Source organism: Actinobacillus genomosp. 1 (assembly GCF_029774175.1).
Taxonomy (GTDB): domain Bacteria; phylum Pseudomonadota; class Gammaproteobacteria; order Enterobacterales; family Pasteurellaceae; genus Actinobacillus.
Genome location: NZ_CP103834.1, coordinates 687,959 through 713,138 on the forward strand (window position 1 = coordinate 687,959; position 25,180 = coordinate 713,138).

A 25,180-nucleotide genomic window follows, 5' to 3' on the forward strand; every position below is an offset into this window, starting at 1 on the left:
ATTCTCTAACAAAAAAGTTACAAAATTGCCTATATTTTAACTGAGTTTTTAAAGCTGAATGATGTCCTTGATCAAATTCCCTTCATAAATCCCTTGTTTTATAGCAGAACAAGCAATCAATGTATCGTTCCAGTCATATTGGCTGGATACTAAATCTATATGGTTATCTATAAGTAGATTCTTACCTAATTTGGCTTGGATTTGTTCAAATAGTTTATGCTTAATTTGTAACAGCGGAGAATTCAGCATAATTTTCTCAGTAGAGAAAATATTGATAAGATTCATTAATACATAAGCCAAGTTATCGCTAATATGGGATAATATACGTAAAGCCTCGGGATGTTCTAATTCTATTTGCTCACATAAGAATTGAATTTTTTCATTCTGATGACATAAATTATTCGGTAAGTGTTTGTCAATTAAACGTACAATTGCCGAGAATGTAATTTGGTTTTTTAATTGATATTTTTCTATTTCATTACAATCGATAGCATTTGCTTCATCGCTTAACGGGCTGAATTTAGGCATGATCATCTTATCTACATTCATTTTAGATTGCTGATGTAGCAATGAACCTCTTAATAATACGCTTAAATTAACCGAATCATCTAATTGTAGGAAAATGACATTGTCATTACCAATTAGGCTGCCCAATGTGGATTCCGTAAATAACCATAGTTGAAAATGCTCATTAAGCAAAATCGGTCGTTCAAAATGATTTTGTAACGTTGTAATGATCGGACAATGTAATTCTGTTTGCCCTAATTGAATAATTTCTGTTTTATGTGCGTTAATTCGTCCGATTACACTGACCGAAACGGCTAAAATGCGGCTTTCCTCAAGCGGAGAATGCCAGAAAAAATCTTTTAAACAGATAAGAGTATATTCGTCTAGAATCGGATAGTCTTTTTCAAGTAAGGGATATTCTTTGGATTGAATCGGCTTGCCATTTAATTCGCAAAGTGAAATTTCAATTTTTTCAGGAGAGAGAGTAAAGCAGAGTAATTGCCAAAAGAAATTGGAAACCGAAAGCCCTACGGCAGGACGACCTCTAGATGTATTATTTTGTACGGATCGTTCTAAAATAAATTTATTATCGATAAGTGATTTAGTCAGATTAGTAATGGAAGCGGGTGCAAAACCGGACAACTTTGCCAGATCCGTACGAGAAATTAACTCGAATTGTTCCACCAAGCGATAAATTGTGCCTAAGTGTTGGGTTTTATTATCAGAAATCATAGTATAATCCTTAAATAGACCATAGATAAAATTAGGTCAAAAAAATTTTAATTTAAACACTCCATACGATAATTATTTTGCTTCAATATTGGGGAATCACAACTGTTTTATTTTAATTCTGTGAATCAGCTCACAGAATTAATTTATCTTTTAAAAAAATTGGCGAGAAAGAGAATAAAAATGAATCAAATCATTCACTATAATTGGATTGATACGAATGAACAATTAAAATCGGTTTGTGATAATGCTTGTCATAAATCGGCGGTCGCATTGGATACCGAATTTATTCGTACACGCTCATATTATCCTAAACTTGGTCTTATTCAGCTTTTTGACGGAGATACGGTGAGTTTGATTGATCCTAATACTATCTCTGATTTTTCTCCGTTTATTCGGTTATTGTCGTGTGAGAATGTTGTCAAAGTTTTACATGCTTGTAGTGAAGATCTAGAAGTCTTCCAACATCAGTTTAATCAATTACCTACGCCGTTGGCCGATACACAAACGATGGCGGGTTTTGCGGGAATCGGGGTTTCATTGGGCTTTGCGAAACTTGTCGCTCATTATTTAAATATTGAGTTGGACAAAGGTGCGTCTAGAACGGATTGGCTTGCCCGTCCATTAACGGAAGAACAATTACAATATGCGGCGGCAGACGTATGGTATTTATTACCGGTTTATCAACGATTGGTTGCCGATTTAGACGTAACGCGTTGGCAAAATGCGGTTGAACAAGAATGTCAGAATTTATTAGATAAAAGAAAAGCTAGCGTAGATGTTACTTCTGCATATAAAGATATTTCAAACGCATGGCGTTTGGAACCTCAGCAACTTGCAGTATTACAAATTTTGGCAAAATGGCGCATCGCGGAAGCGGAAAAACGCGATTTAGCATTAAACTTTGTTGTCAAAGAGAATTGTTTGTTTGAAATTGCTAAATTGCAACCGAAACATACTTCACAGTTATTAGAATTTATGCATCCGAATGAGGTAAGAATTCATGGTAAAAAGTTATTAATGTTGGTTGAGCAGGGGGTATCCGTATTACCGGAGAACTACCCTAAGAAAATTATACGTTTGGTTGATCAAGCGAACTATAAATATAAATTAAAGGCAATGCAGCAAAAATTAGCTGAAATCCAACCGCTTGATCTAGCACCTGAGTTATTAGCTAATAAACGGCAACTAAATCAGCTGTTCAGTTGGCATCAAAAAGGGCAAGATCCGGAAAAGTTGCCGGAACTGCTTATCGGGTGGCGTCGAGCGTTCGGTTTACAAATTCTTACTGTCCTATAGTATTTATTTAACCGACATCATTAGATCAAATAGCCTAAAACTTGTAAAATTAAATATTAGTACAAAAAACTAGGAAGATAAGCAAATGGAACATAAAAAACTACCTAAAGCATTAGATGCGATTGATTTAAAAATTTTAAATGAGCTACAACGTAACGGGAAAATGTCTAATATTGAACTTTCTAAACGAGTCGGTTTATCTCCGACACCTTGTTTAGAACGAGTAAAGCGTTTAGAAAAACAGAATGTCATCATGGGATACCGAGCATTATTGAATCCCGAATTACTGGAAGCACCGTTATTAGTGATTGTTGAAATTACTTTAGTGAGGGGCAAACCGGATGTATTTGAAGAGTTTAATCGTGCGGTACAACAGCTGGATGAAATTCAAGAGTGCCATTTAGTATCGGGTGATTTTGATTATTTACTCAAAACGCGTGTAGCGGATATGGCGGCTTATCGAAAATTGTTAGGAACAACTTTATTACGATTACCGGGGGTAAACGATACGCGTACCTATGTAGTAATGGAAGAAGTTAAGCAAACAAATTACTTGCTATTAAAATAAGGAGCTAATCGGTGATCGAACGATTCAAACCACGATTAAAAGGCAAAGAGAATTTAATTAATCTGATGTTTATCTTACTAGGATTACTCGGACTCTATTTAATTGTGGCATGGGCAAGTTATAGTCCGTTAGATAATGCTTGGAGCGTAGGAAGTAGTGTTACCGAACTTGAGGTGTTAAATAAGGCGGGCGTATTAGGCGCATGGTCTATTGATTTATTATACGCTTTTTTGGGTAAAGTGGCCTTTATCGTACCGTTTTCTTTGCTTGGCATTGCGGCATACTCGCTCATATTAGGGTTAGCGAAAGATTGGACATGGAAACGTTTGTTATTCCGTGCTATCAGCTTTATCGTATTTGTAGCCGGTTTAGCCGGGCTTTCCAGCGTTATTTTTTCAAACGGTGCTTATTACGTTTCCGGTGGTTTTGTCGGTGGAATGTTTCAAACGCTATTAGCGGATTCTATCGGGCAATTCGGCGCATTATTCGTTGCGATGTTGTTTACCGCCGTAGGCTTTTATTTCTGTTCCGGACAATTACTACTGCCGTTGTTGGCTCAGTTTTACGATTGGATTGTGGCAAAAGACGAGACTAAACCAACAAATGATCATACGGAGACAGAATTGCAACAAAACCCTGAAAATCAACCGCTTGCTGATAATGAGGCCTTCAATCATTCTCCGATTGCAAATGAAAATATGGAACAGGAACAATTGACCGATGTTTCGTTATTCAATAGACCGAATATCAGTGGTTTACGTAAGGAGCAAGAAACATCGGAAGAGGCTTTAACGAATCCGGCTATGTTTAAAGTGGAAAAAGAATTAGAACTGCCAAAAATTAATATCCAAGGGCAAGAATTGTCGTCCGAATTAATGGTAAATCTAACGGAAGAAAATATTCCGGAAATAGACTCTCAAGTCTTACCGAAAATTCGTTTAAATACTTCATTAGCAGAGGATACCCAAGAGAAATCCACCATTCCTGAGTTGGAAACGGCTGAACTTCTTAAAGAAGAGATTGAGGTGGAATTACAAGATCCGACGGCACAAATGCCTGCTTTTGTACAGGAAGTTAAACCTACCGTTCGTTTACAATCAATAGAAGAAACCGTTTCCCATCAAGCGGAAGAGACTGAAATAGATTACGAAGCGGAATTAGCGAAAGAATTTGAAAAAGCCGAACAGATTCGTTTAGCGCAAATGGAACAACGATCTAAGGCGCAAGGTTTAGAACAGACGTTTGAACAAATTGTAAATGGTAAACCTGAACCTACAACCATTCCGACCGTTAAAATAGTCAATGAAGCGGAAAAGTCGGAATCAGTGTCATCGTCAAAAGTTCCGGATTATCCGAAAGGCTACGGCGATACACTGATACACCCGTTATTACAGCGTAATCATAAGGTCGAGAAACCAACTACACCATTACCGACCCTTGATTTGTTAGATGAAGCGCCTCGCCAAACGCAACAGATTACCGAACATGAGATCGTTGAAACTTCTCATCGTTTAGAAAGCGCATTAGCTAATTATGGGGTTAAAGCAACGGTAGAGGATGTCTTGGTCGGTCCGGTTGTAACTCGCTATGAGGTTAAACCTGCCGCCGGTGTAAAAGCGGCGAAAGTCGTCGGTTTGGCAAGCGATCTCGCTCGTGAACTAATGTTTAAAGCGATTCGTATTACGGAAGTCGTGCCGGGTAAACCTTATATGGGGATCGAAACACCGAATAAACAGCGTGAAACGGTTTGGCTTCGTGATGTATTAAATAGTGATACGTTTAAACATAGCGCCGCTACCTTGCCGATGGCACTCGGTAAAGATATTAGCGGCGAACCGATTGTGGTTGATATGGCGAAAATGCCGCATTTATTGGTTGCGGGTCAAACCGGCGGTGGTAAGTCGGTCGGCATCAATACTATGATTTTGAGTTTGCTGTTTAAACTTTCACCGGAACAAGTGCGCTTTATTATGATTGATCCGAAAGTGGTTGAGCTTTCTATCTATAATGATATTCCACATCTACTCACTCCGGTTGTTACCGATATGAAAAAAGCGGCAAACGCTTTACGTTGGGCGGTAGAAGAAATGGAACGCCGCTATTTGTTAATCAGTCATTTGAATGTGCGTAATATCGAAGGCTATAACGATAAAATAGAGCAAGCGGCGGCAATGAATTTTCCAATTCCAGACCCGACTTGGCGTCCGGGTGATTCAATGGTTCAACTTCCGCCGGCATTAGAAAAACTCAGTTATATTGTGTTGATTGTCGATGAATTTGCGGATTTAATGATGTCTGCGGGTAAAGAAGCCGAAGAATACATTATGCGTATTGCGCAGAAAGCACGAGCGGTCGGAATTCACTTAATTCTTGCAACGCAACGCCCATCAACCGATGTGATTACCGGCGTGATTAAAGCGAATATTCCAAGTCGTATCGCCTTTACCGTTGCCAGCCAAATTGATTCTCGTACCATTTTAGATGCAGGCGGTGCGGAAGCGTTATTGGGACGTGGCGATATGTTGTATTCCGGTGCGGGTAGTCCGGATATTATTCGTATTCACGGTGCATTTATGAGCGATGCGGACGTACAACGTATCGCGGATAACTGGCGAGCAAGAGGTAAGCCGCAATATTTAGAAAGCATTGTCGCTTCCGTAGAAGAAAGCGAAGGTACTAGTCGAGCGGACAGCGCGGATGTAGATCCTCTTTTTGATGAAATCGTCGAGTTTGTGATTGAAAGCGGAGTAACTTCGATTAGCGGTATTCAACGCCGTTTCTCACTTGGCTTTAACCGTGCGGCACGTATTGTTGATCAAATGGAAGCGCAGGGCATTATTTCCGAGCAAGGTAAAAACGGCAAGCGTGAAATACTGGCTCGTTAAATAGCGACAATGTCACGTTATTTTTTATAAAACAAGCGGTCGAGATTTTTTCTAAATATGTAAATGTTGGGAGAATCCGGTCGCGTTTTTATCTATCACTAAAACTACACAATTACTTATAGGATATAGATTAATATTCGTATAAAATTAAGTTCGGTTTTGATAAATTAAGGACGGAAATATGCGTTTAGATAACGAAAGAGAAAGTTCGAATGTGGAAGATCGCCGAGGTCAATCATACGGTTCTCGCCGTGGAGGCGGTCGAGCTAAAGGCGGTATTTTAGGTTTTATTATTGTTTTGGTCGGTGCCTATTATGGGGTTGATTTAACCGGCTTAATGGGATATAGCGATTCATCGTCATCTTATCCGCAACAGCAAACGACTCAGATTCAAACATCAGCGGAAGAGGCCGAATTAAATACGATTTCTCGTAAAGTGCTATACACTACAGAGCGTATTTGGGGTGATTATTTTAAGCAAAACGGTTTAACTTACCGAGAACCTAAATTAGTGCTTTATCGTGGTGTAACGCCTACCGCTTGCGGTACAGGGCAATCGGCTATGGGACCTTTTTATTGTCCGGCGGATCAAAAAGTTTATTTGGATTTATCATTCTATGATGATATGAAATCACAACTAAAAGCCTCCGGCGATTTCGCCTTTGCTTATGTGATTGCCCATGAAGTTGGACACCATGTTCAGAATTTATTAGGGATTAGCGAACAAACGCAGAGAGCGCAGCAAACCGCTCGTAATCAGGCGGCGGCCAATAAAATTTCCGTAAACGTGGAGCTTCAAGCCGACTGCTTCGCCGGTGTTTGGGGCTATCAAATTCAGAAAGAAGGCAAATTAGATGCTGGTGACGTAGAAGAGGCTTTTATTGCTTCTCAAGCGGTAGGTGATGATCGCTTGCAAAAACGTTCTCAGGGCTATATTGTTCCCGACAGTTTTACTCACGGTTCTTCCGCAGAGCGATTAGCTTGGTTCCGCAAGGGATTACAATCCGGTAATCCGGCTGTTTGTAATACGTTTACCAGCCGCTAATTCATGTAAATGGTTTTGTACTAGTTAAATAGTATAAAACCATTTGACATACTCCTTGAATTCATCTACTTTAGATTCATTCCTAATAATTTTGCCTATAATTTACAATAAGAGAGCACACAATGTCTTATAAAAATGATGATCTTCGAATTACGAATATTGAGCAACTTTTACCGCCTGTCGCGCTATTAGAACGCTTCCCGGCAAGTGATATTGCCGCTGAGACGGTAGAAAAAGCACGTAAAGCGATTCATAAAATTATTCACGGTGCGGATGACCGTTTATTAGTTGTGATTGGACCTTGTTCAATTCATGATCCTAAAGCGGCACTAGAGTATGCGCAACGTATAAAATCTCTTCGTGCGAATCCTAAAATTAATCGGAATCTTGAAGTAGTTATGCGTGTTTATTTTGAGAAGCCACGTACTACTGTAGGTTGGAAAGGGTTAATTAACGATCCGTATCTGAATGAAACTTACGCATTAAACGACGGTTTACGCATCGCACGTAAAGTCTTATCGGATATTAATGATTTAACCGTACCGGCAGCCGGTGAGTTTTTAGATATGATCACACCTCAGTATATGGCGGATTTTATGAGCTGGGGTGCAATCGGGGCTCGTACGACCGAATCTCAAGTTCACCGAGAATTAGCTTCCGGTCTATCTTGTGCGGTCGGTTTTAAAAATGCAACGAACGGCGGTGTGAAAATTGCACTGGATGCTATAGGGGCGGCGGAAGCACCGCATCATTTCTTATCGGTAACGAAATTCGGTCATTCTGCAATTGTTTCTACTGCGGGTAATCCGGATTGCCACATTATCTTACGCGGCGGTGATAACGGTACGAACTATGATGCCGAATCAGTGGAAAAAGTGTGCGCAGATATTGCGAAATCCGGTCGTCGTCCGCACGTAATGATTGATTTTAGTCATGCTAACAGTCAAAAACAATTTAAACGCCAAATGGATATTTGCGAGGACGTATGCCGACAAATCGCAAATGGATCGGAATTGATTTCCGGTGTGATGATTGAAAGTTATTTAGTGGAAGGTCGTCAAGAATTAGGCGATGGCAATTTAGATCATTTAGTTTATGGGCAAAGCGTAACGGATGCGTGTATTGGCTGGGAAGATAGCGAAAAAGCGTTATTTGCATTAGCTGATGCCGTGGAACAACGTCGTCATAAACAGCTTTAATCAATAAATTTATCAGAAACACGGGAATAGAGGTATTTGCAAAATTTTTTGTAAAATTAACCGCTTATTTCCGTGTTTTCTGTCGTTTTAAGGTAATAAATTCATGAACAAAACGATTCTTGCTCTTGATACTGCTACGGAAGCTTGTTCTGTAGCGTTACAACATAACGGAAATATTACATCATTAGATGAGCTAAGTCCGAGAACCCATACACAGCGTATTCTACCGATGATTGATGAATTATTGGTACGAGCAGGCATCTCACTTAACCAAGTGGATGCTCTCGTATTTGGTCGAGGCCCGGGGAGTTTTACTGGGGTACGGGTAGGTGTCGGTATTGCACAAGGGTTGGCAATGGGAGCTAATTTACCGGTGATACCCGTTTCAAACTTATTGGCTATGGCGCAAGCCGCAAACGAAAAGACAGGGGTGACCAATGTAGTGGCATTGATAGACGCACGTATGAATGAAGTGTATTTTGCACAATATGAGAAAGTAGGACAAAGTTGGCATGAAGTCGTTACTGAGCAAGTGTGCTCTCCGGAAAGAGCCATTGCGCTGATACAATTAAAAGAGAACACTACAGTGGTCGGAACCGGTTGGGCGGCATACTCGCAATTTTCTGAGGCTAATTTACCGCTTTTCATCAGTGATATTACCTTACCTTCGGCGAAATCCATGCTTACACTTGCCGAGCCGGAACTTAGTCAAGGTAGAGTATTATCAGCACTACAAATAGAACCGGTCTATTTGCGTAATGAAGTCACTTGGGAAAAATTACCTCATAAAAGATAAATAGACATTTATTCTTTTGTATAAAAATACAAAATGTAAGTAGGGTACGTTATTGAAAACGTACCCTTTTTTATTTTGTAAGATCCTACAAAAAACCATTTCCATCGTTATCTTTCCGTATATTATTCAAAACAAGTATGTAAATCATACAATCAAGCACATATATTGAGCAATTACTCACATTTATCGGTGAATTTTCCGCCTTGCGACACAAAAGGTGGAGTGGTGAGTAGATCTTGGAGTGAGTGTTTTTAGATGCTTATTCTTGTAAATAGATCGTTACACTCCATTTTATTGAGCGATTGCTCACTTTATAATTAGTCAAAAAATGGGAACAAAGCACTAAATTTAAAAATTGGAAATTAAAGGAGAGAATGCATGATAACAAGCGGTCGTCTTAGTAAAAAAATTTGTAAAAACAACCGCTTATTAGTAAGACTAGAGTTTATTGAGTTTTTGTTTATAGTGGTAACGACATACGGAAAGATATTTGTCATTTCCTCCAATTTGAATTTGATCACCATCCGCTACCGCTTCACCTTTGTCATTCATGCGAATAACAAAGTGTGCTTTTCTACCGCAATCACAGATCGTTTTAAGTTCCTGTAATTCATCCGCCCATGCTAATAGATATTGGCTGCCCTCAAAAAGCTCCGCTTGGAAATCGGTACGTAAGCCGTAACAAAGTACCGGAATTTTGAGTTTATCCACAACATCGGTTAATTGATATACTTGCGACTTAGTCAAAAATTGGGCTTCGTCAATTAAGATACAGTGTAACGTTTCTTGCTGATGAGCAAGTTCAATCTCATTAAATAGATTGGTATCCGACTGAAATAACAATGCTTCTTGTGAAATTCCGATACGAGAACTGACTTTACCGACACCATAACGATCATCAATCGCAGCGGTATAAACTAAGGTATTCATACCTCGCTCTTGGTAATTATATGAGGATTGCAACAGGGTGGTTGATTTACCCGCATTCATTGAAGAGTAATAGAAATAGAGTTTTGCCATAATCTTACACAAATAAAAAACGGCTAATCACATTAGCCGTTCTATGAAAAAAGGAACAATTATACGTTATCGATTTGACCTAAAAGTGAACGTAAACGATCTTGGAAATTCTGTTGTTCAGATTTTAACTGTTCATATTCTTGGCGTAATGTTTCTTTCTCTTGTTCCGCAGTAGTATTTTTTTCTTTTAATTCTTCCACTTCTAATTGGAGTAATTGAATGGTTTCTACGGCTTGTTTAATTTTTTCTTCAAGTTGGTCAAGAATTGGTAATGACATAATTGGGTTCCCTCTTAAAATACAAATGTGTAAAAGTGTAAGAATTATAACTCAGTTAGGTGTTGATTTCATTGAAAAGTTCATACATTTTGGAATTTTTCTTCATTTGCCGATTTTTTAGTAACGTAATCGATTGCGAGCTGATAAAATATTAAGAATTTTGGTTATTTATTATAAGGAACATAAGATGAAACGTGCTATTTCTTTTGAATTTTCTCGGGTAACGGAAGCCGCTGCGCTTGTCGCTTATGAGTGGATCGGTCGAGGTGATAAAAATGCCGCAGATGATGCTGCGGTTAAGGCAATGCGCTTAGTATTAAATAAGATGGAGATTCGTGGTGAAATCGTTATCGGCGAAGGGGAAATTGATGAAGCACCGATGTTATATATCGGTGAAAAAGTAGGGCGTTCTCAACCGGAAGATAGAGAGGTCGCGATTGCGGTGGATCCGATTGACGGAACTCGAATGACGGCGATGGGGCAATCGGGCGCATTAGCGGTTTTAGCTGCAGGTAGCAAAGATACCTTCCTTCAAGCACCGGATATGTATATGGAAAAACTGGTAGTGGATAGTGAAGCTAAAGGTATGATCGATTTGGATTTACCTCTTGAGCAAAATATTCGTCGTGTTGCGTCTAAAAAAGGTAAATTGCTCACGCAAATGACGGTAGCTATTTTAGCGAAACCGCGTCACGATGAGATTATTAAAAAAGTACAGAAATTAGGTGTAAAAGTGATGGCTATTCCTGACGGCGATGTAGCGGCTGCAGTACAGTGCTGCCTACCGGACAGCGATTTGGATTTAGTTTATGGTATCGGCGGCGCACCGGAGGGCGTGGTTGCGGCTGCGGCGGTTCGTGCTTTAGGCGGTGATATTCAAGGTCGTCTTATTCCTCGTAATCAAGTAAAAGGCAATTCGCCGGAAAACCTTTCTGCAGCGGAAAAAGAACTTTCACGTTGTGCGCAAATGAATGTGCCAGTCAATCAAGTGTTAAAACTGGAAGATTTAGTGCGTGATGATAACGTGCTGTTCGCCGCGACCGGCATTACCACCGGCGATTTATTAAAAGGCGTACAACGTAAGGGCAGTATGATGTTTACCGAAACGTTATTAATTCGCGGTCGTTCTCGTACGATTCGTAAATTGGCTTCTTATCACGATATTTCTCGTTTATCTGAAGATTAAAAAATAGTAATAAAAAAGTCGTATCTTATTTTTGATACGACTTTTTTATTTATTAGCTTACACTACATTTTAGATTAAGCCGGATTATCAATATCAATAAATTCCACGTCTAAGCTATATTCTTTTGCAAGCCATTCTCCCAGTGCTTTTACACCGTCTCGTTCTGTTGCGTGGTGTCCGCAAGCGAAGTAATAAATGCCTTGTTCACGGGCGGAATGGGTCGTTTGCTCTGAAATTTCGCCGGAAATAAACGCATCACAGCCTTTACTTGCCGCTAAATCAATATAACCCTGCCCGCCACCGGTACAAATACCGACTTTGCGAATTAATTTATGCGGGTAGTCTGCAATAAATTCATCGCATAAAATCGGTTTGCGATTAAGTGCTGTTTCAATACGGTTCGCTAGATCTTGTGCGGAAATCGGGGTTTCTAACTCACCATATACCGGAATTGAATTCGGACGGTCTTCTAAACCTTGTAAGTTAATTACACCTAATTTTTTCGCCAATTGGGCGTTATTGCCTAATTCCGAATGTATATCAAGCGGAAGGTGGTAACCAAACAGATTAATGTCATTCACTAATAATTGTTTAATACGTTTACCTTTCATACCTCGAATACAAGGCGATTCGCTTTTCCAAAAATAGCCGTGATGCACTAAAATCGCATCAGCATTTTTTTCAATCGCTTTTTCAATCAATGGCAAGGTTGCAGTCACACCGGTAATAATACGTTGGATTTGTGCTTTACCTTCCACTTGTAAACCGTTCGGTGCGTAGTCGTTAATTACTTTACTATTTAGTTTTTCATCAATAATTTGTTCAAGTTTGAGATTGGATAGTCCCATTTTTTTATTCCTTTTTAGAAAAATAAGCGGTTAAATTATCTACAAAATTTGCAAATTTCCCAAAAAATTTAACCGCTTATAACAAGTTAATTTACTCTTGTGCCAAGGCGGTAATCGGGTTGAGTTTTGAAGCGTTTTTTGCCGGCATATAGCCGAATACGACACCGATTAACGTAGAGCAGAATACCGCTAATACGACAGAAGCGGGCGAAAGAATCATTTTGAAATTTGTGCCCAACGTATTGAACGAGAAAATAATCGCTATCGCAAGTAGGATGCCGATAATACCGCCCAGTAAACAGATTAATATCGCTTCAATCAGAAATTGCTGCAAGATATTGCTTTGTTTTGCCCCGATTGCCATACGCACACCGATTTCTTTCGTACGTTCGGTTACCGATACCAACATAATGTTCATTACACCGATACCGCCGACAATCAATGAGATCATCGCAATAGAAGAAATCAATAATTTCATCGTATTGGTGGTGCTGGTAATTGTTTGTTTGATGGTATCACTGTTCATCACAAAGAAATCTTTTTTACCGTGTTTGGCTGTCAGCAACTCGTTAATACTTTTTTCCGCCGTTTGACTTTCTACATTATCTTTGACTTTAACGGTTAATGAATCGATGAATTTTTCACCGGAAATACGTTGCATAAGTGTAGTATAAGGCATCCACATTTTTAAGCTGGTTTGATTTAGATTATTTGATTCTTGTGCCAGTCCGATAACTGTAAGCGGTTTTTTATCCACCAAAATCACTTTACCTTCAACAGGATCGGTTAAACCGAGGTCTTTTTTGGTATTGGCATCAATCACTACAACTTGTGATGATAATTTAACTTCATCGGCATCAAAAAAACGCCCGGAAACCATTTTTAACCCTTTAACATTAACAAATTGTTCGCCTACACCATTGATTGAAGCGGTTACGTTAGTATTTCCGTAAATCACCGTCCCGCTCAAATTACTTGAGGGCGTAGTGCTGTCCACAAATTGTTGTTTATTCAGCATCATCGCATCACTAATGGTTAAATTTTTAGTCAAGTTTGCCCGGCGGTCACCAAAGCCGGTACCGTTCATAATCGTCATAGTGTTGGTACCTAAGCTATTAATATTTGAGAGAATTTGTTGCTGAGAACCTTGTCCTAGAGCGACAACCGAGATAACCGAAGTAATACCGATAACAATTCCTAGCATAGTAAGCAACGCCCGCAATTTATGCGCCATAATCGCATTGGTTGCCATTTTGAATGACTCAATCAATTGGTCAAGAAAACGTGGTTTTTTATATGCCCGTTTTGAGAGTTTTATCTCTTCCGAATAAGGTTGTTGGCGTTCATCTCGCACAATACAACCGTCTTTAATTTCAATGATTCTACTAGCGTTTGCAGCGATATTTGCATCATGAGTCACCATAATAATCGTATGGCCCTCTTTATGCAGATCTTTTAAGATCTCAAGTACGGTTTCACCACTTTTTGAATCTAAAGCACCGGTCGGTTCGTCAGCTAAAATAATCTCGCCGCCGTTCATTAATGCTCGTGCAATACTTACTCTTTGTTGCTGTCCGCCGGAAAGTTGATTAGGACGATTTAACGTTTTATCGGCTAGGCCGAGCTTATCTAACAATTGATTAGCACGTTGTTTACGTGATGAATTATCCATTCCTGCATAAATTGCAGGAAGAGCGACATTTTCATTGGCAGTTAAAGCGGAGAGTAGATTGTAACGCTGAAAAATGAAGCCGAACTTACGCTGGCGTAAATCGGAAAGTTCATCAGATGTCATATGCAACGTTTCTTTTCCGTCAATTTTACATACGCCGGAGCTTGCGGTATCTAGGCAGCCGATAATATTCATTAACGTCGATTTTCCCGAACCGGAAGCCCCGATGATGGCAACAAAATCACCCTGTTCGATCGTAACATTAATGTCTTTTAACACATGTGCAGTATTTTCACCCGAACCGAAATACTTGTTCAGTTTTTCAATTTCAATTAATTTCATATTATCGCCGATAATTCTTATGGAAAGTCAGTAGAACCTTAAACAGATTCTATCTTAATAGATTATGGATTTAAATATATAAAGAAAGGTTACGGAGGAGAAACAAGCGGTCGTTTTTGCGTAATTTTTGACAAAAACGACCGCTTTAACATTTATTCAATCCATAGCGGCAACTTAATTTCGACTCTTAAACCGCCTAGTGAACTTTTCATCGCTTGTACACTGCCTTTGTGTTGTTGCACCGCATTGGCGACAATAGCAAGCCCTAAACCCGTACCGCCGGTTTGGCGATCTCGAGCTTCATCGACGCGGTAGAACGGACGAAAAATTTGTTGATATTCCGTTTCAGGAATACCATCTCCATCATCGTCAATCGCAATAACCAAATCGGTATTATCAATATAAATTAATACCTTAATACTTTTATGCGCATATTTTTGTGCATTGCGAATCACATTTTCCATAGCACTAGCCAAAATATTCGGATTACCGTTAATGAAGAAATGTTCAGGATAGGTAATTCGTTGGCTAATGAATAAATCAAGGTGATTTTGTTCGGCATCGAATTTAGCATCTTCCAATAAGTCGTCCCAAATTTTATTTATTGAGAAAATTTCACGAGTCAGATGCTGATTCACTTGTTGTCGAGAGAGTACTAGCAGGTCATGTACCATGGTATCCAGCTTTTGAATCTGATTTTCGATTCGAGTTAATTCCTGTGATTCGCCGTTACGACGACGAATTAATGCCGTTGCTAGATGTAAACGTGCAAGCGGTGTTTTTAACTCATGTGAAATATCCGATACTAAACGTTGCTGGTGTAAGGTCAAATCTTGTAATGAGGTAATCATTTGGTTAAAACTTTTCCCTACCTCTCGCAATTCGTTAATTCCTTCCGTTTCTAAAGCGGGATTTATTGCAAAGTTACCGGTTGCTACCGCATTAGCCGAAAGTCTGAGTGCTTTAACCGGACGGGCGATTTTCCATGACAGCCACAATAGAATAGGGATACTTACGCCAAGTACGATTAACAGCATAAGCCATGGAGAATCAAAAATTTGGTTGAACAATTCTTCTTGCGGATCAACGGATTGTGCAAAATATTGAAAATATTCCCTTTTGCTGGATTTGACTAAAAACGGGCCATATATTTCTAAATTGCCAAAGCGACGTTGTAACGGCTCGGCAGGACTATCCGCTCGATATAAGAATACTTGAAAAGATTTTATCGTATGTGGATCCACGCCGACAAAAACACCGGTTTTCCAATCTAGTAAAATGACATCAAATCCGTTTGTAGTCGCTACGGAAAGTTTACGTTCGAAAATTTCATCTAAATTGTATTGCATTTCCGTACTGTGGCTTTCTTGCTGAAAAAAGTCACGTTCATCCGTTTCAATCGGCAGAAATGAACGGGCATCAAAATTAGGTATTGCCAGCGTAATAGCAAGTAGAATAGCGAAAGTTAATCCGAAATAAGCAAATAATTGATAAGCAAGATAGTTTCTCATTGATTTAATCTTACTTAAGATATAAGTAATATATTTAGGCATGTAATTTCACACTTCATTTGAAAAGAAAATCCCTCGATAAACCGAGGGATTTAAAAGAAAAGGATTTATTTTTCAGTAACGAGCAAATAACCTCGACCGCGTAATGTTTTAAACCACGGCAAATTATCGTTGCGCTCCGGTAATTTTTTGCGGAGATTAGAAATGTGCATATCAATTGCACGATCGTAAGGCGTTAGACGTTTTCCTAAAATCTCTAAGCTTAACAACTCACGAGAGAGTATTTGTCCCGGATTACGCATTAGCATTTGCAATAATGCGAATTCCGTACCGGTTAAATCTAAATCGCGACCTTCAAAAATAGCTTGTTGGCGACCGGGGTGCAATTCGACACCGCCGAATGAAAGTTGTTTACTGTTTTCTTCCGGCGACTGATTAGAATAAGTAATCACATCGGGATTCGATAAAGAGTTAGAAGTCGTACGGCGTAAAATCGCTTTGATACGTGCGACTAATTCTCGATCATTAAAAGGCTTCGGTAAATAATCATCTGCACCTAATTCTAAACCGAGGACACGATCAATCTCATCATCTCTGGCACTTAACATTAATACCGGCGTAGAGTGTTTTTGGCGCAATTGTTTTAATGTCTCGATACCGTTTAATACCGGCATCATCACATCTAAAAGAATAAGATCATAACTTTGTAATTCCAATTCTGTCAGCGCATCTTGACCGTTATGCACACAATGAATCTCAAAACCTTCTAGCGAGAGTAATTCCGCTAATAATTCCGTCAGTTCAATATCGTCATCAACGAGTAAAATTCTAGGCATAGATAATTCCTATTTTTATTTAATTATGTTTATTACTGTAACTAATTGACATAGTTATGATAATTTACAACTTTATCAAGGTTTGTCAATTCATTATAGCGATTTTATTTGATCCCAAATAAAATCAAGTTCGTGCAGGGCGCATTCTTGTACGGATTTTCCCTGCGCTTTAACTACGCTTTCCACTTTTTTAAAACGTCTTTCGAATTTCACGTTTGCATTGCGTAAACTTGTTTCGGCATCAATCTTATAATGACGGCAGAGATTAACGGTCGCAAATAAGAAATCGCCTAATTCTTCTTCCAGTTTACTGGCACTTTGAGGGTATTGAGCCATTTCATCTTTGACTTCTTGTAACTCTTCTTCTACTTTAGCTAATACGTCTTGCGGGTTATCCCAGTCAAAACCGACTTTAGCACAGCGTTTTTGCAGTTTATTGGCACGAGTTAATGCCGGTAAAGCGAAAGGTACATCGTCTAAAATAGATTCTTGCTGCCGGCGTTTAGTTTCGGAAGCTTTTTGTTCTTCCCAATTTTTCAGTGCTTCTTCACTATTTGAAGCGGTTTTGTCGCCAAACACGTGAGGGTGTCTATAAATTAATTTACGATGAATGTCATTTAGTACGTCATCAAAAGTAAAAGTTCCTTCTTCTTTTGCCAATTGGCTAAGAAATACGACTTGTAAGAGCAGATCGCCTAATTCCTCCCGTAAAGAGGATCTGTCTTTTGTATGAATAGCTTCCGCGACTTCATAAGTTTCTTCTAATAAGCAAGGGAGCATAGAGTCAAAATCCTGTTTTATATCCCATGGACAACCCGTTTGAGGATCACGCAATTTAGCGACGACTTCAAGAAATTGATTGATAGTAACCATAAACCTTCCTATTTATTTGTAATTTGCATATAAAACAAGGTTATTTTGGCAGGTTAGTAATGAGTTTCAACTAAAAATTTAACAATTTATCCAGAAAATTGTTAAAATAATTAAAATGATTAAGTTTTCTAAGAGAAAATATGGCGGCTGAAAAATTAACAAAAAAACGATTAATACAAATTTTAATTATGCTGTGTATTTTAATCGGTGCATTTATTTACCGTACTTATACACATAGCTGATATTTCAGCTGATCAGATCAGATTTGTATTATTAAAGCATATCCAAATCGCCGGAATTATGCTTTAATACCGATAATTTTTTGTCAAAATAATAAGGTTAAAAAATGAGCTGGATTGAAAGAATTTTAGGTAGAACCTCTTCATCGTCAAGCAGTAGTAAATCTAAAGTGCCGGAAGGCGTTTGGACAAAATGTACAAGCTGTGAACAGGTACTATACAGCGAAGAGCTTAAACGTAATATGTACGTTTGCCCAAAATGTAATCATCATATGCGTTTTGATGCACGTACTCGTTTATTATCGTTATTAGATCAAGATAGCGCACAAGAGATTGCCGCAGAGTTAGAACCGCAGGACATCTTAAAATTTAAAGATTTGAAAAAATATAAAGATCGTTTAACTGCAGCGCAAAAACAAACCGGTGAAAAAGATTCTTTTATTACGATGTACGGTACATTACATAATATGCCGGTAGTAGTCGCTTCATTTAACTTTGAATTTATGGGCGGTTCAATGGGCTCGGTTGTCGGTGCAAAATTCGTACGTGCGGCGGAGCGAGCTTTAGCGGAGAATATCCCGTTTATCTGTTTCTCTGCATCAGGCGGTGCTCGTATGCAAGAAGCATTATTCTCTTTAATGCAGATGGCAAAAACTAGCGCAATTTTAGCAAAAATGCGTGAAAAAGGAGTGCCGTTTATTTCTGTTTTAACTGACCCGACACTAGGTGGCGTTTCGGCAAGTTTGGCGATGTTAGGTGATATCAATATCGCGGAACCTAAAGCATTAATCGGTTTTGCCGGCCCTCGTGTTATCGAACAAACCGTACGTGAAAAATTACCGGAAGGCTTCCAACGTGCAGAGTTCCTATTAGAACACGGTGCGATTGATATGATTGTACAACGTAAAGATATGCGTGATACGCTTGCGCGTTTATGTGCGAAAATGACCAATAAACCAACGCCGTTTAAAGCAGCGGAACTTATTGTTGAAGAAGCGTAATTTTATTTAATATTGACTAAGCCACGTTATACGTGGCTTTCTTTTTGAGAAAGATATATGAATACTTTAACAGCTCCAACGATTAATGACAGCCTTACTACGTGGTTAGATTACTTAGAAAAATCGCATTTTAAGCCGATTGATATGGGCTTAGAACGTATTAAAGGCGTAGCACAAGAATTAGACTTACTTCAACCGGCTCCCTATGTCATTACTGTTGCCGGTACTAACGGTAAAGGTTCAACTTGTCGTTTACTTGAAGTGGCTTTATTAAAAGCCGGCTATCGTGTCGGTGTCTATTCATCACCTCATCTGATTCGTTACAATGAGCGAGTAAGAATCCAAGGAGAATTACTCAATGATGAAGCTCACGTTCAATCATTTGCAAAAATCCAACAAAAAAAGACCGCTTCTTTAACCTATTTTGAATTTAGCACGCTTTCTGCATTACAGCTTTTTAAAGAGGTAAATTTAGATATCGTGATTTTAGAGGTTGGGCTTGGCGGACGTTTAGATGCAACCAATATTGTTGATCCGCATTTAGCTGTCATCACATCTATTGATATTGATCACGTTGAGTTTCTTGGTGATAACCGAGAAGATATCGGGCGAGAGAAAGCAGGTATATTCCGTGAAAATATTCCAGTAATTATCGGTGAGCCGGATTGCCCGAAAAGCATTTTACAGCAAGCGAAAGCACTTAATTGCCAAGTGGTTAGACGCAATGTAAATTGGAAATATTCCGTAGAAAATAACCGCTTCCACTGGCAATCGGAATTTATTGATTGGCAAGATTTACCGATGCCGCAAATTCCGATTCCAAATGCAGGTACCGCTTTAGCCGTTTTGGCTCAACTTCCGTTTGAAATTAATGAACAAGTGGTTAGAGCCGCATTGCAAGAAGCACAAATGACCGCACGTTTCCAAACGCTAACCGAACAAGATTTTGCAAATTTTTCCGGAAAACGACCGCTTGCTCAAGTGATTATTGATGTCGGGCACAATCCGCATGCGGCAAAATATTTGGCGGAACGTCTAATGTCACTAAAACAGCCAAATCAAAAGGTTTATGCGGTATTTAGTGCATTGGTTGATAAAGATTTAAGCGGCATCGTAGAGCCTTTAGCCGATGTCATTGACGAATGGCATTGTGCCGGTTTAGCAGGATATCGAGGACAATCAGGGGAAGCGGTCTATCAAAAACTGGCAAACGTTTTGCCAAATTCGACCGCTTGTTATTACCAAACTGTTCCCGAAGCTGCTGAATCATTATTCGCCAAAGCGAATAAAACCGACATTATCCTAATTTTCGGTTCATTCCACACCGTGAGCGATTTTTTGGTTTGGATAGCGCAGTAATTTGTTGTTTTGTTCACCAAACGAAAATAAATTCGAAAAAAGTGCTTGCATTGGTTTTGGAAATCTCTATAATAAACCACATCAGACGCGGGGTGGAGCAGCTTGGTAGCTCGTCGGGCTCATAACCCGAAGGTCGTTGGTTCAAATCCGGCCCCCGCAACCAGTTTTAAGGCTCACAGTTTTGTTTAAAACTGTGAGTTTTGTTTTATATAGCCTTTGTTAATTTTCGATAACGAACATAAATTTGCAAAATATGGTATAAAACAAACCGCTTAAAGCCCCACGGTTTTCCGTCTGGGGTTTTTTTGTGGCCGGTAGATCATAATCGTATCAAAAGAGCTGGTTAAGGCTCTTTTTTTATATCTGTTAGGAGGATATTCCTTGGCAACTTTAGAACAAAAATTAGAAGAACTCGTTTCCGATACCATTGAATCTATGGGCTGTGAATTAGTCGGGATTGAGTGTCAGCGAGCAGGGCGTTTTTTAACGGTACGCCTATATATTGATAAAGAAGGCGGCGTAACTATTGATGATTGTAGTGATGTAAGCCGTCAAGTGAGTGCGATTCTCGATGTTGAAGATCCGATTGCGGATAAATACAACTTAGAAGTTTCATCACCGGGTTTAGATCGCCCGCTCTTTACGCTTGAACATTACCAACGTTTTATCGGACAAGAAGTCATGATTCACTTACGTATTCCGATGTTCGATCGCCGTAAATGGCAAGGTAAATTAGAGAGTGTGGAAGGCGACTTAATTACGCTTACGGTGGATAACGAAACTCGTCAATTCGCATTCGGTAATATTCAAAAAGCAAATTTAGTTCCGGTTTTTAATTTTTAGAAGGTTAATCCCAAAAATGAGTAAAGAGATTTTATTAGCCGCAGAAGCGGTATCTAATGAAAAACTATTGCCAAAAGAGGCAATTTTTGAAGCGCTTGAAACGGCACTAGCCATTTCAACTAAAAAGAAAAAAGAAATGGATATTGACGTACGTGTGGTAATCGACCGTAAAACCGGTGATTTCCAAACTTTCCGCCGCTGGATTGTGGTTGAACAAGTACATAACATGACACGTGAGATCAGCTTAGAAGCGGCGCAATACGAAAATCCAAGCGTACAATTAGGCGATATCGTAGAAGATGAAGTGGATTCGATTCCATTCGACCGTATTACGATGCAAACGGCACGCCAAGTGATCAGTACCAAAATTCGTGAAGCGGAACGTAATAAAGTTATCGACCAATTCCGCTCACAATTAAATAACATCATTGCGGCAACAGTTAAAAAAGTAAACCGTGAACAAATTATCTTAGATCTAGGTAATCAAGCTGAAGCGGTAATCGTACGTGAAGATATGCTTCCACGCGAGAACTTCCGCCCGGGTGACCGTGTTCGCGGCGTATTATATGCGATTAAACCTGAATCAAAAGGCCCGCAACTTTTCGTAACACGTGCAAAACCGGTAATGTTAGAAGAATTATTTAAACTGGAAGTACCAGAAATCGGTGAAGATGTTATCGAAATTAAAGGCGCATCACGTGATCCGGGTTCTCGTGCGAAAATTGCGGTGAAATCACATGATAAACGTATCGATCCTGTAGGCGCTTGTGTTGGTATGCGTGGCGCACGTGTGCAAGCTATTAGCAATGAATTGGGCGGTGAGCGTGTAGATATCGTACTTTGGGACGATAATCCGGCACAATTCGTCATTAATGCGATGGCACCGGCGGAAGTCAGCGCAATTGTTGTTGATGAAGATAAACATGCGATGGATATTGCGGTTGAAAGTAAAAACTTAGCGCAAGCAATCGGTCGTAACGGTCAAAACGTGCGTTTAGCAACCCAATTAACCGGTTGGACGTTAAATGTAATGACTACCGAAGACTTAGATAAAAAACATCAAGCGGAAGACAATAAAGTAATTAACTTATTTGTTTCTGCGTTAGAAATTGATGAAGAATTTGCTCAGTTATTAGTCGATGAAGGTTTCTCTAGCTTAGAAGAAATCGCATTTATTCCGGTTAGCGAATTAACTGCAATCGATGGTATTGAAGATGAAAATCTTGCGGAAGAGCTACAAACGCGTGCGAAAAACGCAATCACCGCAAAAGCGTTAGCGGAAGAAGAAGCGTTAAAACAAGCGCATATTGAAGACCGTTTATTAAATTTAGAAGGTTTAGATCGTCATATCGCATTTAAACTGGCTGAAAAAGGCATCACAACGCTTGAAGAATTAGCGGAACAAGCAACGGACGACCTTTCGGATATTGAAGAATTATCGGCAGACAAAGCAAGCGAGTTAATTATGGCTGCACGTCAAATCTGTTGGTTTAGTTAATCGTTGTGGGGAGAAAAAACAATGAGTGATAATAAAACTGAAGCACCAAAAAAATTAAGCTTACAACGTCGTACTAAAACCACGGTAGCAGATGGTAAAGTGCAAGTTGAAGTACGTAAATCACGTAAAATTGACACGGAAGCGGTCAAAAAAGCGCAAGAAGAAGCGGCATTAAAAGCAAAACAGGAAGCGGAAGCTAAAGCGCAAGCTGAAAAAGAAGCGTTAGAAAGAGCGGCTGCAAAAACTAAAGCCGAAGAAGAAGCAAAAGTTGAAGCGGCTAAGAAAGCGGCTCCGGCAGTTCCGGTTATGCCAAACAGTAAACCGAAAGCGGCTGCGCCAAAAGTAGAACAACCAAAACAAGAAAAAGCGGTTGATCCTGAAAAAGAAGCGAAGAAAAAAGAAGAAGCCGAACTTCGCCGTAAACAAGAAGAATTAGCGCGTCAAAAAGCGGAAATGGAAGCTAAACGAGCGGCGGAAAATGCACGTCGTTTAGCGGAAATGGCTCGTGAAGACGCATCTGAAAACAAAGACGAATTTGAAGAAGATCGATTTACCTCAACTTATGCGCTTGAAGCGGATCGTGATAATGATCGTCGAAGCGAGGGTAACCGCGGTCGTGGTAAAACCGGCGTAGCGAAAGCGAAAAAAGGTGGACGTGAAGACGATAAAAACGAACGCAGTGCGGATCGCCGTAATCAAAAAGATGTGAAAGGTAAGGGTAAAAATGCGAAGAAAGGTTCTGCATTACAGCAAGCCTTCACCAAGCCGGTTCAAGTGAACAAAGCTGACGTTGTTATCGGTGAAACCATCACTGTTGCTGAACTTGCTAATAAAATGGCGGTAAAAGTAACCGAAATCATCAAAACGATGATGAAAATGGGTGAAATGGTTACGATCAACCAAGTAATCGACCAAGAAACCGCACAACTTGTTGCGGAAGAAATGGGTCATAAAGTTATTCTACGCAATGAAAATGAGTTAGAAGATGCGGTAATGGAAGATCGTGACGTTAATGCGGAAAAAGTAACACGTGCGCCGGTAGTCACCATTATGGGTCACGTAGACCACGGTAAAACCTCATTACTTGACTATATCCGTAAAGCGAAAGTAGCGGCAGGCGAAGCAGGCGGTATTACCCAGCATATCGGTGCTTATCACGTTGAAACCGATGACGGTAAAATGATTACCTTCTTAGATACACCGGGACACGCAGCGTTTACTTCTATGCGTGCACGTGGTGCGAAAGCAACGGATATCGTAGTTCTTGTTGTGGCGGCGGATGACGGTGTAATGCCTCAAACTATCGAAGCGATTCAACACGCACGCGCAGCCGGCGCACCGATTGTAGTTGCGGTAAACAAAATTGATAAACCGGAAGCAAATCCTGATCGTGTAGAGCAAGAATTACTACAACACGAAGTAGTTTCTGAAAAATTCGGTGGTGATGTGCAATTCGTACCGGTTTCAGCGAAAAAAGGTTTAGGTATTGATGATTTGTTAGAGGCGATTTTGCTTCAATCTGAAGTATTGGAACTTACTGCGGTTAAAGACGGTATGGCAAGCGGTGTCGTAATCGAATCTTACCTTGATAAAGGTCGTGGTCCGGTTGCAACCATTTTGGTTCAATCAGGTACTTTAAACAAAGGCGATATCATACTTTGCGGCTTTGAATACGGTCGTGTACGTGCAATGCGTGATGAAAACGGTAAAGAAGTGGATTCTGCCGGTCCTTCTATCCCTGTTGAGGTGTTAGGTCTTTCAGGCGTACCGGCGGCCGGTGATGAAGCAACCGTTGTACGTGACGAGAAAAAAGCACGTGAAGTCGCGTTATTCCGTCAAGGTAAATTCCGTGAAGTGAAACTTGCTCGTCAGCAAAAAGCGAAACTTGAAAATATGTTTAGCAATATGACGGCAGGTGACGTTGCAGAGCTTAATGTTATCGTGAAAGCGGACGTACAAGGTTCGGTAGAAGCGATTTGCCAAGCGTTAGCAGAACTTTCAACCGACGAAGTAAAAGTGAAAGTAGTAGGTTCCGGCGTAGGTGGTATCACCGAAACGGATGCAACCTTAGCTGCTGCTTCAAATGCGATTATGGTTGGTTTCAATGTTCGTGCGGACGCATCGGCTCGTCGTGTCATCGAAGCGGAAAATATCGACTTACGTTACTACTCAATCATCTACGAATTACTCAACGAAATCAAAGCGGCAATGAGCGGTATGCTACAGCCTGAATTCAAACAAGAAATCATCGGCTTGGCAGAAGTTCGTGACGTATTCCGTCATCCGAAATTCGGTGCAATCGCAGGTTGTATGGTAACCGAAGGTGTGGTGAAACGTAACAACCCAATCCGCGTATTACGTGACAACGTAGTAATCTTCGAAGGCGAGTTAGAATCGCTCCGCCGTTTCAAAGACGACGTTTCGGAAGTGCGTAACGGTATGGAATGTGGTATCGGCGTTAAGAACTACAACGATGTGAAAGTCGGCGACCAAATCGAGGTATTCGAAGTGGTTGAAGTGAAACGTAGCATCTAATTTCGTTTCGTTATTGAAAGCGGTCAGATTTCTGCATAAATTTGCAAAAATTTAGTAGAAACTGACCGCTTGCTTTTGGCTTAATCGCTAATAATCACAAATTAGGGTATA

Annotated in this window: 20 protein-coding genes and 1 tRNA gene; 13 read left to right on the top strand and 8 right to left on the bottom strand. The window is 39.9% G+C overall.

Annotation, left to right across the window (positions count from 1 at the left end; translation table 11 throughout):
• Positions 1 to 48 precede the first annotated feature (48 nt).
• Entirely contained in the window at positions 49 to 1,239 is a 1,191-nt protein-coding gene (locus NYR63_RS03195; RefSeq protein WP_279458155.1) for an ROK family protein, read from the bottom strand.
• Between the two features lie 180 nt (positions 1,240 to 1,419).
• On the opposite strand from NYR63_RS03195, the gene rnd reads away from it, so the two are divergent.
• From rnd to tsaB, 6 genes are all read left to right on the top strand, one after another.
• Complete coding sequence (gene rnd, locus NYR63_RS03200) at positions 1,420 to 2,535, top strand: ribonuclease D (protein WP_279458156.1); 1,116 nt, start codon at positions 1,420 to 1,422, stop codon at positions 2,533 to 2,535.
• Between the two features lie 85 nt (positions 2,536 to 2,620).
• Positions 2,621 to 3,103, top strand: coding sequence for a leucine-responsive transcriptional regulator Lrp (gene lrp / locus NYR63_RS03205; RefSeq protein WP_279458157.1), 483 nt, complete (start codon positions 2,621 to 2,623; stop codon positions 3,101 to 3,103).
• 11 nt (positions 3,104 to 3,114) lie between these two features.
• Positions 3,115 to 5,988, top strand: coding sequence for a DNA translocase FtsK (locus NYR63_RS03210; protein ID WP_279458158.1), 2,874 nt, complete (start codon positions 3,115 to 3,117; stop codon positions 5,986 to 5,988).
• A gap of 181 nt (positions 5,989 to 6,169) precedes the next feature.
• On the top strand, positions 6,170 to 7,033 hold the full coding sequence (gene ypfJ, locus NYR63_RS03215; protein ID WP_279458159.1) for a KPN_02809 family neutral zinc metallopeptidase: 864 nt from the start codon (positions 6,170 to 6,172) through the stop codon (positions 7,031 to 7,033).
• Between the two features lie 122 nt (positions 7,034 to 7,155).
• The gene (gene aroG / locus NYR63_RS03220) at positions 7,156 to 8,232 is read left to right on the top strand and encodes a 3-deoxy-7-phosphoheptulonate synthase AroG (protein WP_279458160.1); all 1,077 of its coding nucleotides are present in this window, start codon (positions 7,156 to 7,158) and stop codon (positions 8,230 to 8,232) included.
• A 103-nt stretch (positions 8,233 to 8,335) separates the two neighbouring features.
• Positions 8,336 to 9,028 carry a tRNA (adenosine(37)-N6)-threonylcarbamoyltransferase complex dimerization subunit type 1 TsaB gene (gene tsaB, locus NYR63_RS03225; protein ID WP_279458162.1) on the top strand — a complete coding sequence of 231 codons (693 nt, stop codon included), beginning with the start codon at positions 8,336 to 8,338 and terminating at the stop codon, positions 9,026 to 9,028.
• Positions 9,029 to 9,466: 438 nt separating this feature from the next.
• Here the strand turns inward: tsaB and NYR63_RS03230 are convergent, their stop codons facing one another.
• Positions 9,467 to 10,048, bottom strand: a complete 582-nt coding sequence (locus NYR63_RS03230; RefSeq protein ID WP_279458163.1) for a thymidine kinase — start codon at positions 10,046 to 10,048, stop codon at positions 9,467 to 9,469.
• A 59-nt stretch (positions 10,049 to 10,107) separates the two neighbouring features.
• A complete protein-coding gene (zapB, locus tag NYR63_RS03235) occupies positions 10,108 to 10,326 on the bottom strand; it encodes a cell division protein ZapB (RefSeq protein ID WP_279458164.1) in 219 nt (72 codons plus the stop codon).
• A 187-nt stretch (positions 10,327 to 10,513) separates the two neighbouring features.
• On the opposite strand from zapB, the gene glpX reads away from it, so the two are divergent.
• The gene (gene glpX, locus NYR63_RS03240) at positions 10,514 to 11,512 is read left to right on the top strand and encodes a class II fructose-bisphosphatase (RefSeq protein WP_279458165.1); all 999 of its coding nucleotides are present in this window, start codon (positions 10,514 to 10,516) and stop codon (positions 11,510 to 11,512) included.
• Between the two features lie 74 nt (positions 11,513 to 11,586).
• On the opposite strand, the gene NYR63_RS03245 is transcribed toward glpX, so the two are convergent.
• The 5 genes from NYR63_RS03245 to mazG form a co-directional block, all read right to left on the bottom strand.
• Positions 11,587 to 12,360: a Nif3-like dinuclear metal center hexameric protein gene (locus NYR63_RS03245; protein WP_279458166.1), complete on the bottom strand. Its 774-nt coding sequence runs from the start codon at positions 12,358 to 12,360 to the stop codon at positions 11,587 to 11,589.
• 91 nt (positions 12,361 to 12,451) lie between these two features.
• Entirely contained in the window at positions 12,452 to 14,374 is a 1,923-nt protein-coding gene (locus tag NYR63_RS03250; protein ID WP_279458167.1) for a MacB family efflux pump subunit, read from the bottom strand.
• Positions 14,375 to 14,526: 152 nt separating this feature from the next.
• A complete protein-coding gene (cpxA, locus tag NYR63_RS03255) occupies positions 14,527 to 15,927 on the bottom strand; it encodes an envelope stress sensor histidine kinase CpxA (protein WP_279458168.1) in 1,401 nt (466 codons plus the stop codon).
• Positions 15,928 to 15,992: 65 nt separating this feature from the next.
• Positions 15,993 to 16,721, bottom strand: a complete 729-nt coding sequence (locus NYR63_RS03260) for a response regulator (RefSeq protein ID WP_279458169.1) — start codon at positions 16,719 to 16,721, stop codon at positions 15,993 to 15,995.
• A 93-nt stretch (positions 16,722 to 16,814) separates the two neighbouring features.
• Entirely contained in the window at positions 16,815 to 17,594 is a 780-nt protein-coding gene (gene mazG / locus NYR63_RS03265) for a nucleoside triphosphate pyrophosphohydrolase (protein WP_279458170.1), read from the bottom strand.
• A gap of 346 nt (positions 17,595 to 17,940) precedes the next feature.
• On the opposite strand from mazG, the gene accD reads away from it, so the two are divergent.
• The 6 genes from accD to infB all read left to right on the top strand — a co-directional run bounded on the left by accD (position 17,941) and on the right by infB (position 25,069).
• Complete coding sequence (accD, locus tag NYR63_RS03270; protein WP_279458171.1) at positions 17,941 to 18,834, top strand: acetyl-CoA carboxylase, carboxyltransferase subunit beta; 894 nt, start codon at positions 17,941 to 17,943, stop codon at positions 18,832 to 18,834.
• A 57-nt stretch (positions 18,835 to 18,891) separates the two neighbouring features.
• A complete protein-coding gene (gene folC, locus NYR63_RS03275) occupies positions 18,892 to 20,193 on the top strand; it encodes a bifunctional tetrahydrofolate synthase/dihydrofolate synthase (RefSeq protein ID WP_279458172.1) in 1,302 nt (433 codons plus the stop codon).
• An 86-nt stretch (positions 20,194 to 20,279) separates the two neighbouring features.
• Positions 20,280 to 20,356, top strand: a tRNA-Met gene (locus NYR63_RS03280).
• 218 nt (positions 20,357 to 20,574) lie between these two features.
• Positions 20,575 to 21,036, top strand: coding sequence for a ribosome maturation factor RimP (gene rimP / locus NYR63_RS03285; protein ID WP_279458173.1), 462 nt, complete (start codon positions 20,575 to 20,577; stop codon positions 21,034 to 21,036).
• Between the two features lie 16 nt (positions 21,037 to 21,052).
• Positions 21,053 to 22,534 (top strand): transcription termination factor NusA, encoded by a 1,482-nt coding sequence (gene nusA, locus NYR63_RS03290; protein ID WP_279458174.1) that lies wholly within the window; start codon positions 21,053 to 21,055, stop codon positions 22,532 to 22,534.
• Positions 22,535 to 22,555: 21 nt separating this feature from the next.
• A complete protein-coding gene (gene infB, locus NYR63_RS03295; RefSeq protein WP_279458175.1) occupies positions 22,556 to 25,069 on the top strand; it encodes a translation initiation factor IF-2 in 2,514 nt (837 codons plus the stop codon).
• The last annotated feature ends 111 nt before the right edge of the window (positions 25,070 to 25,180 follow it).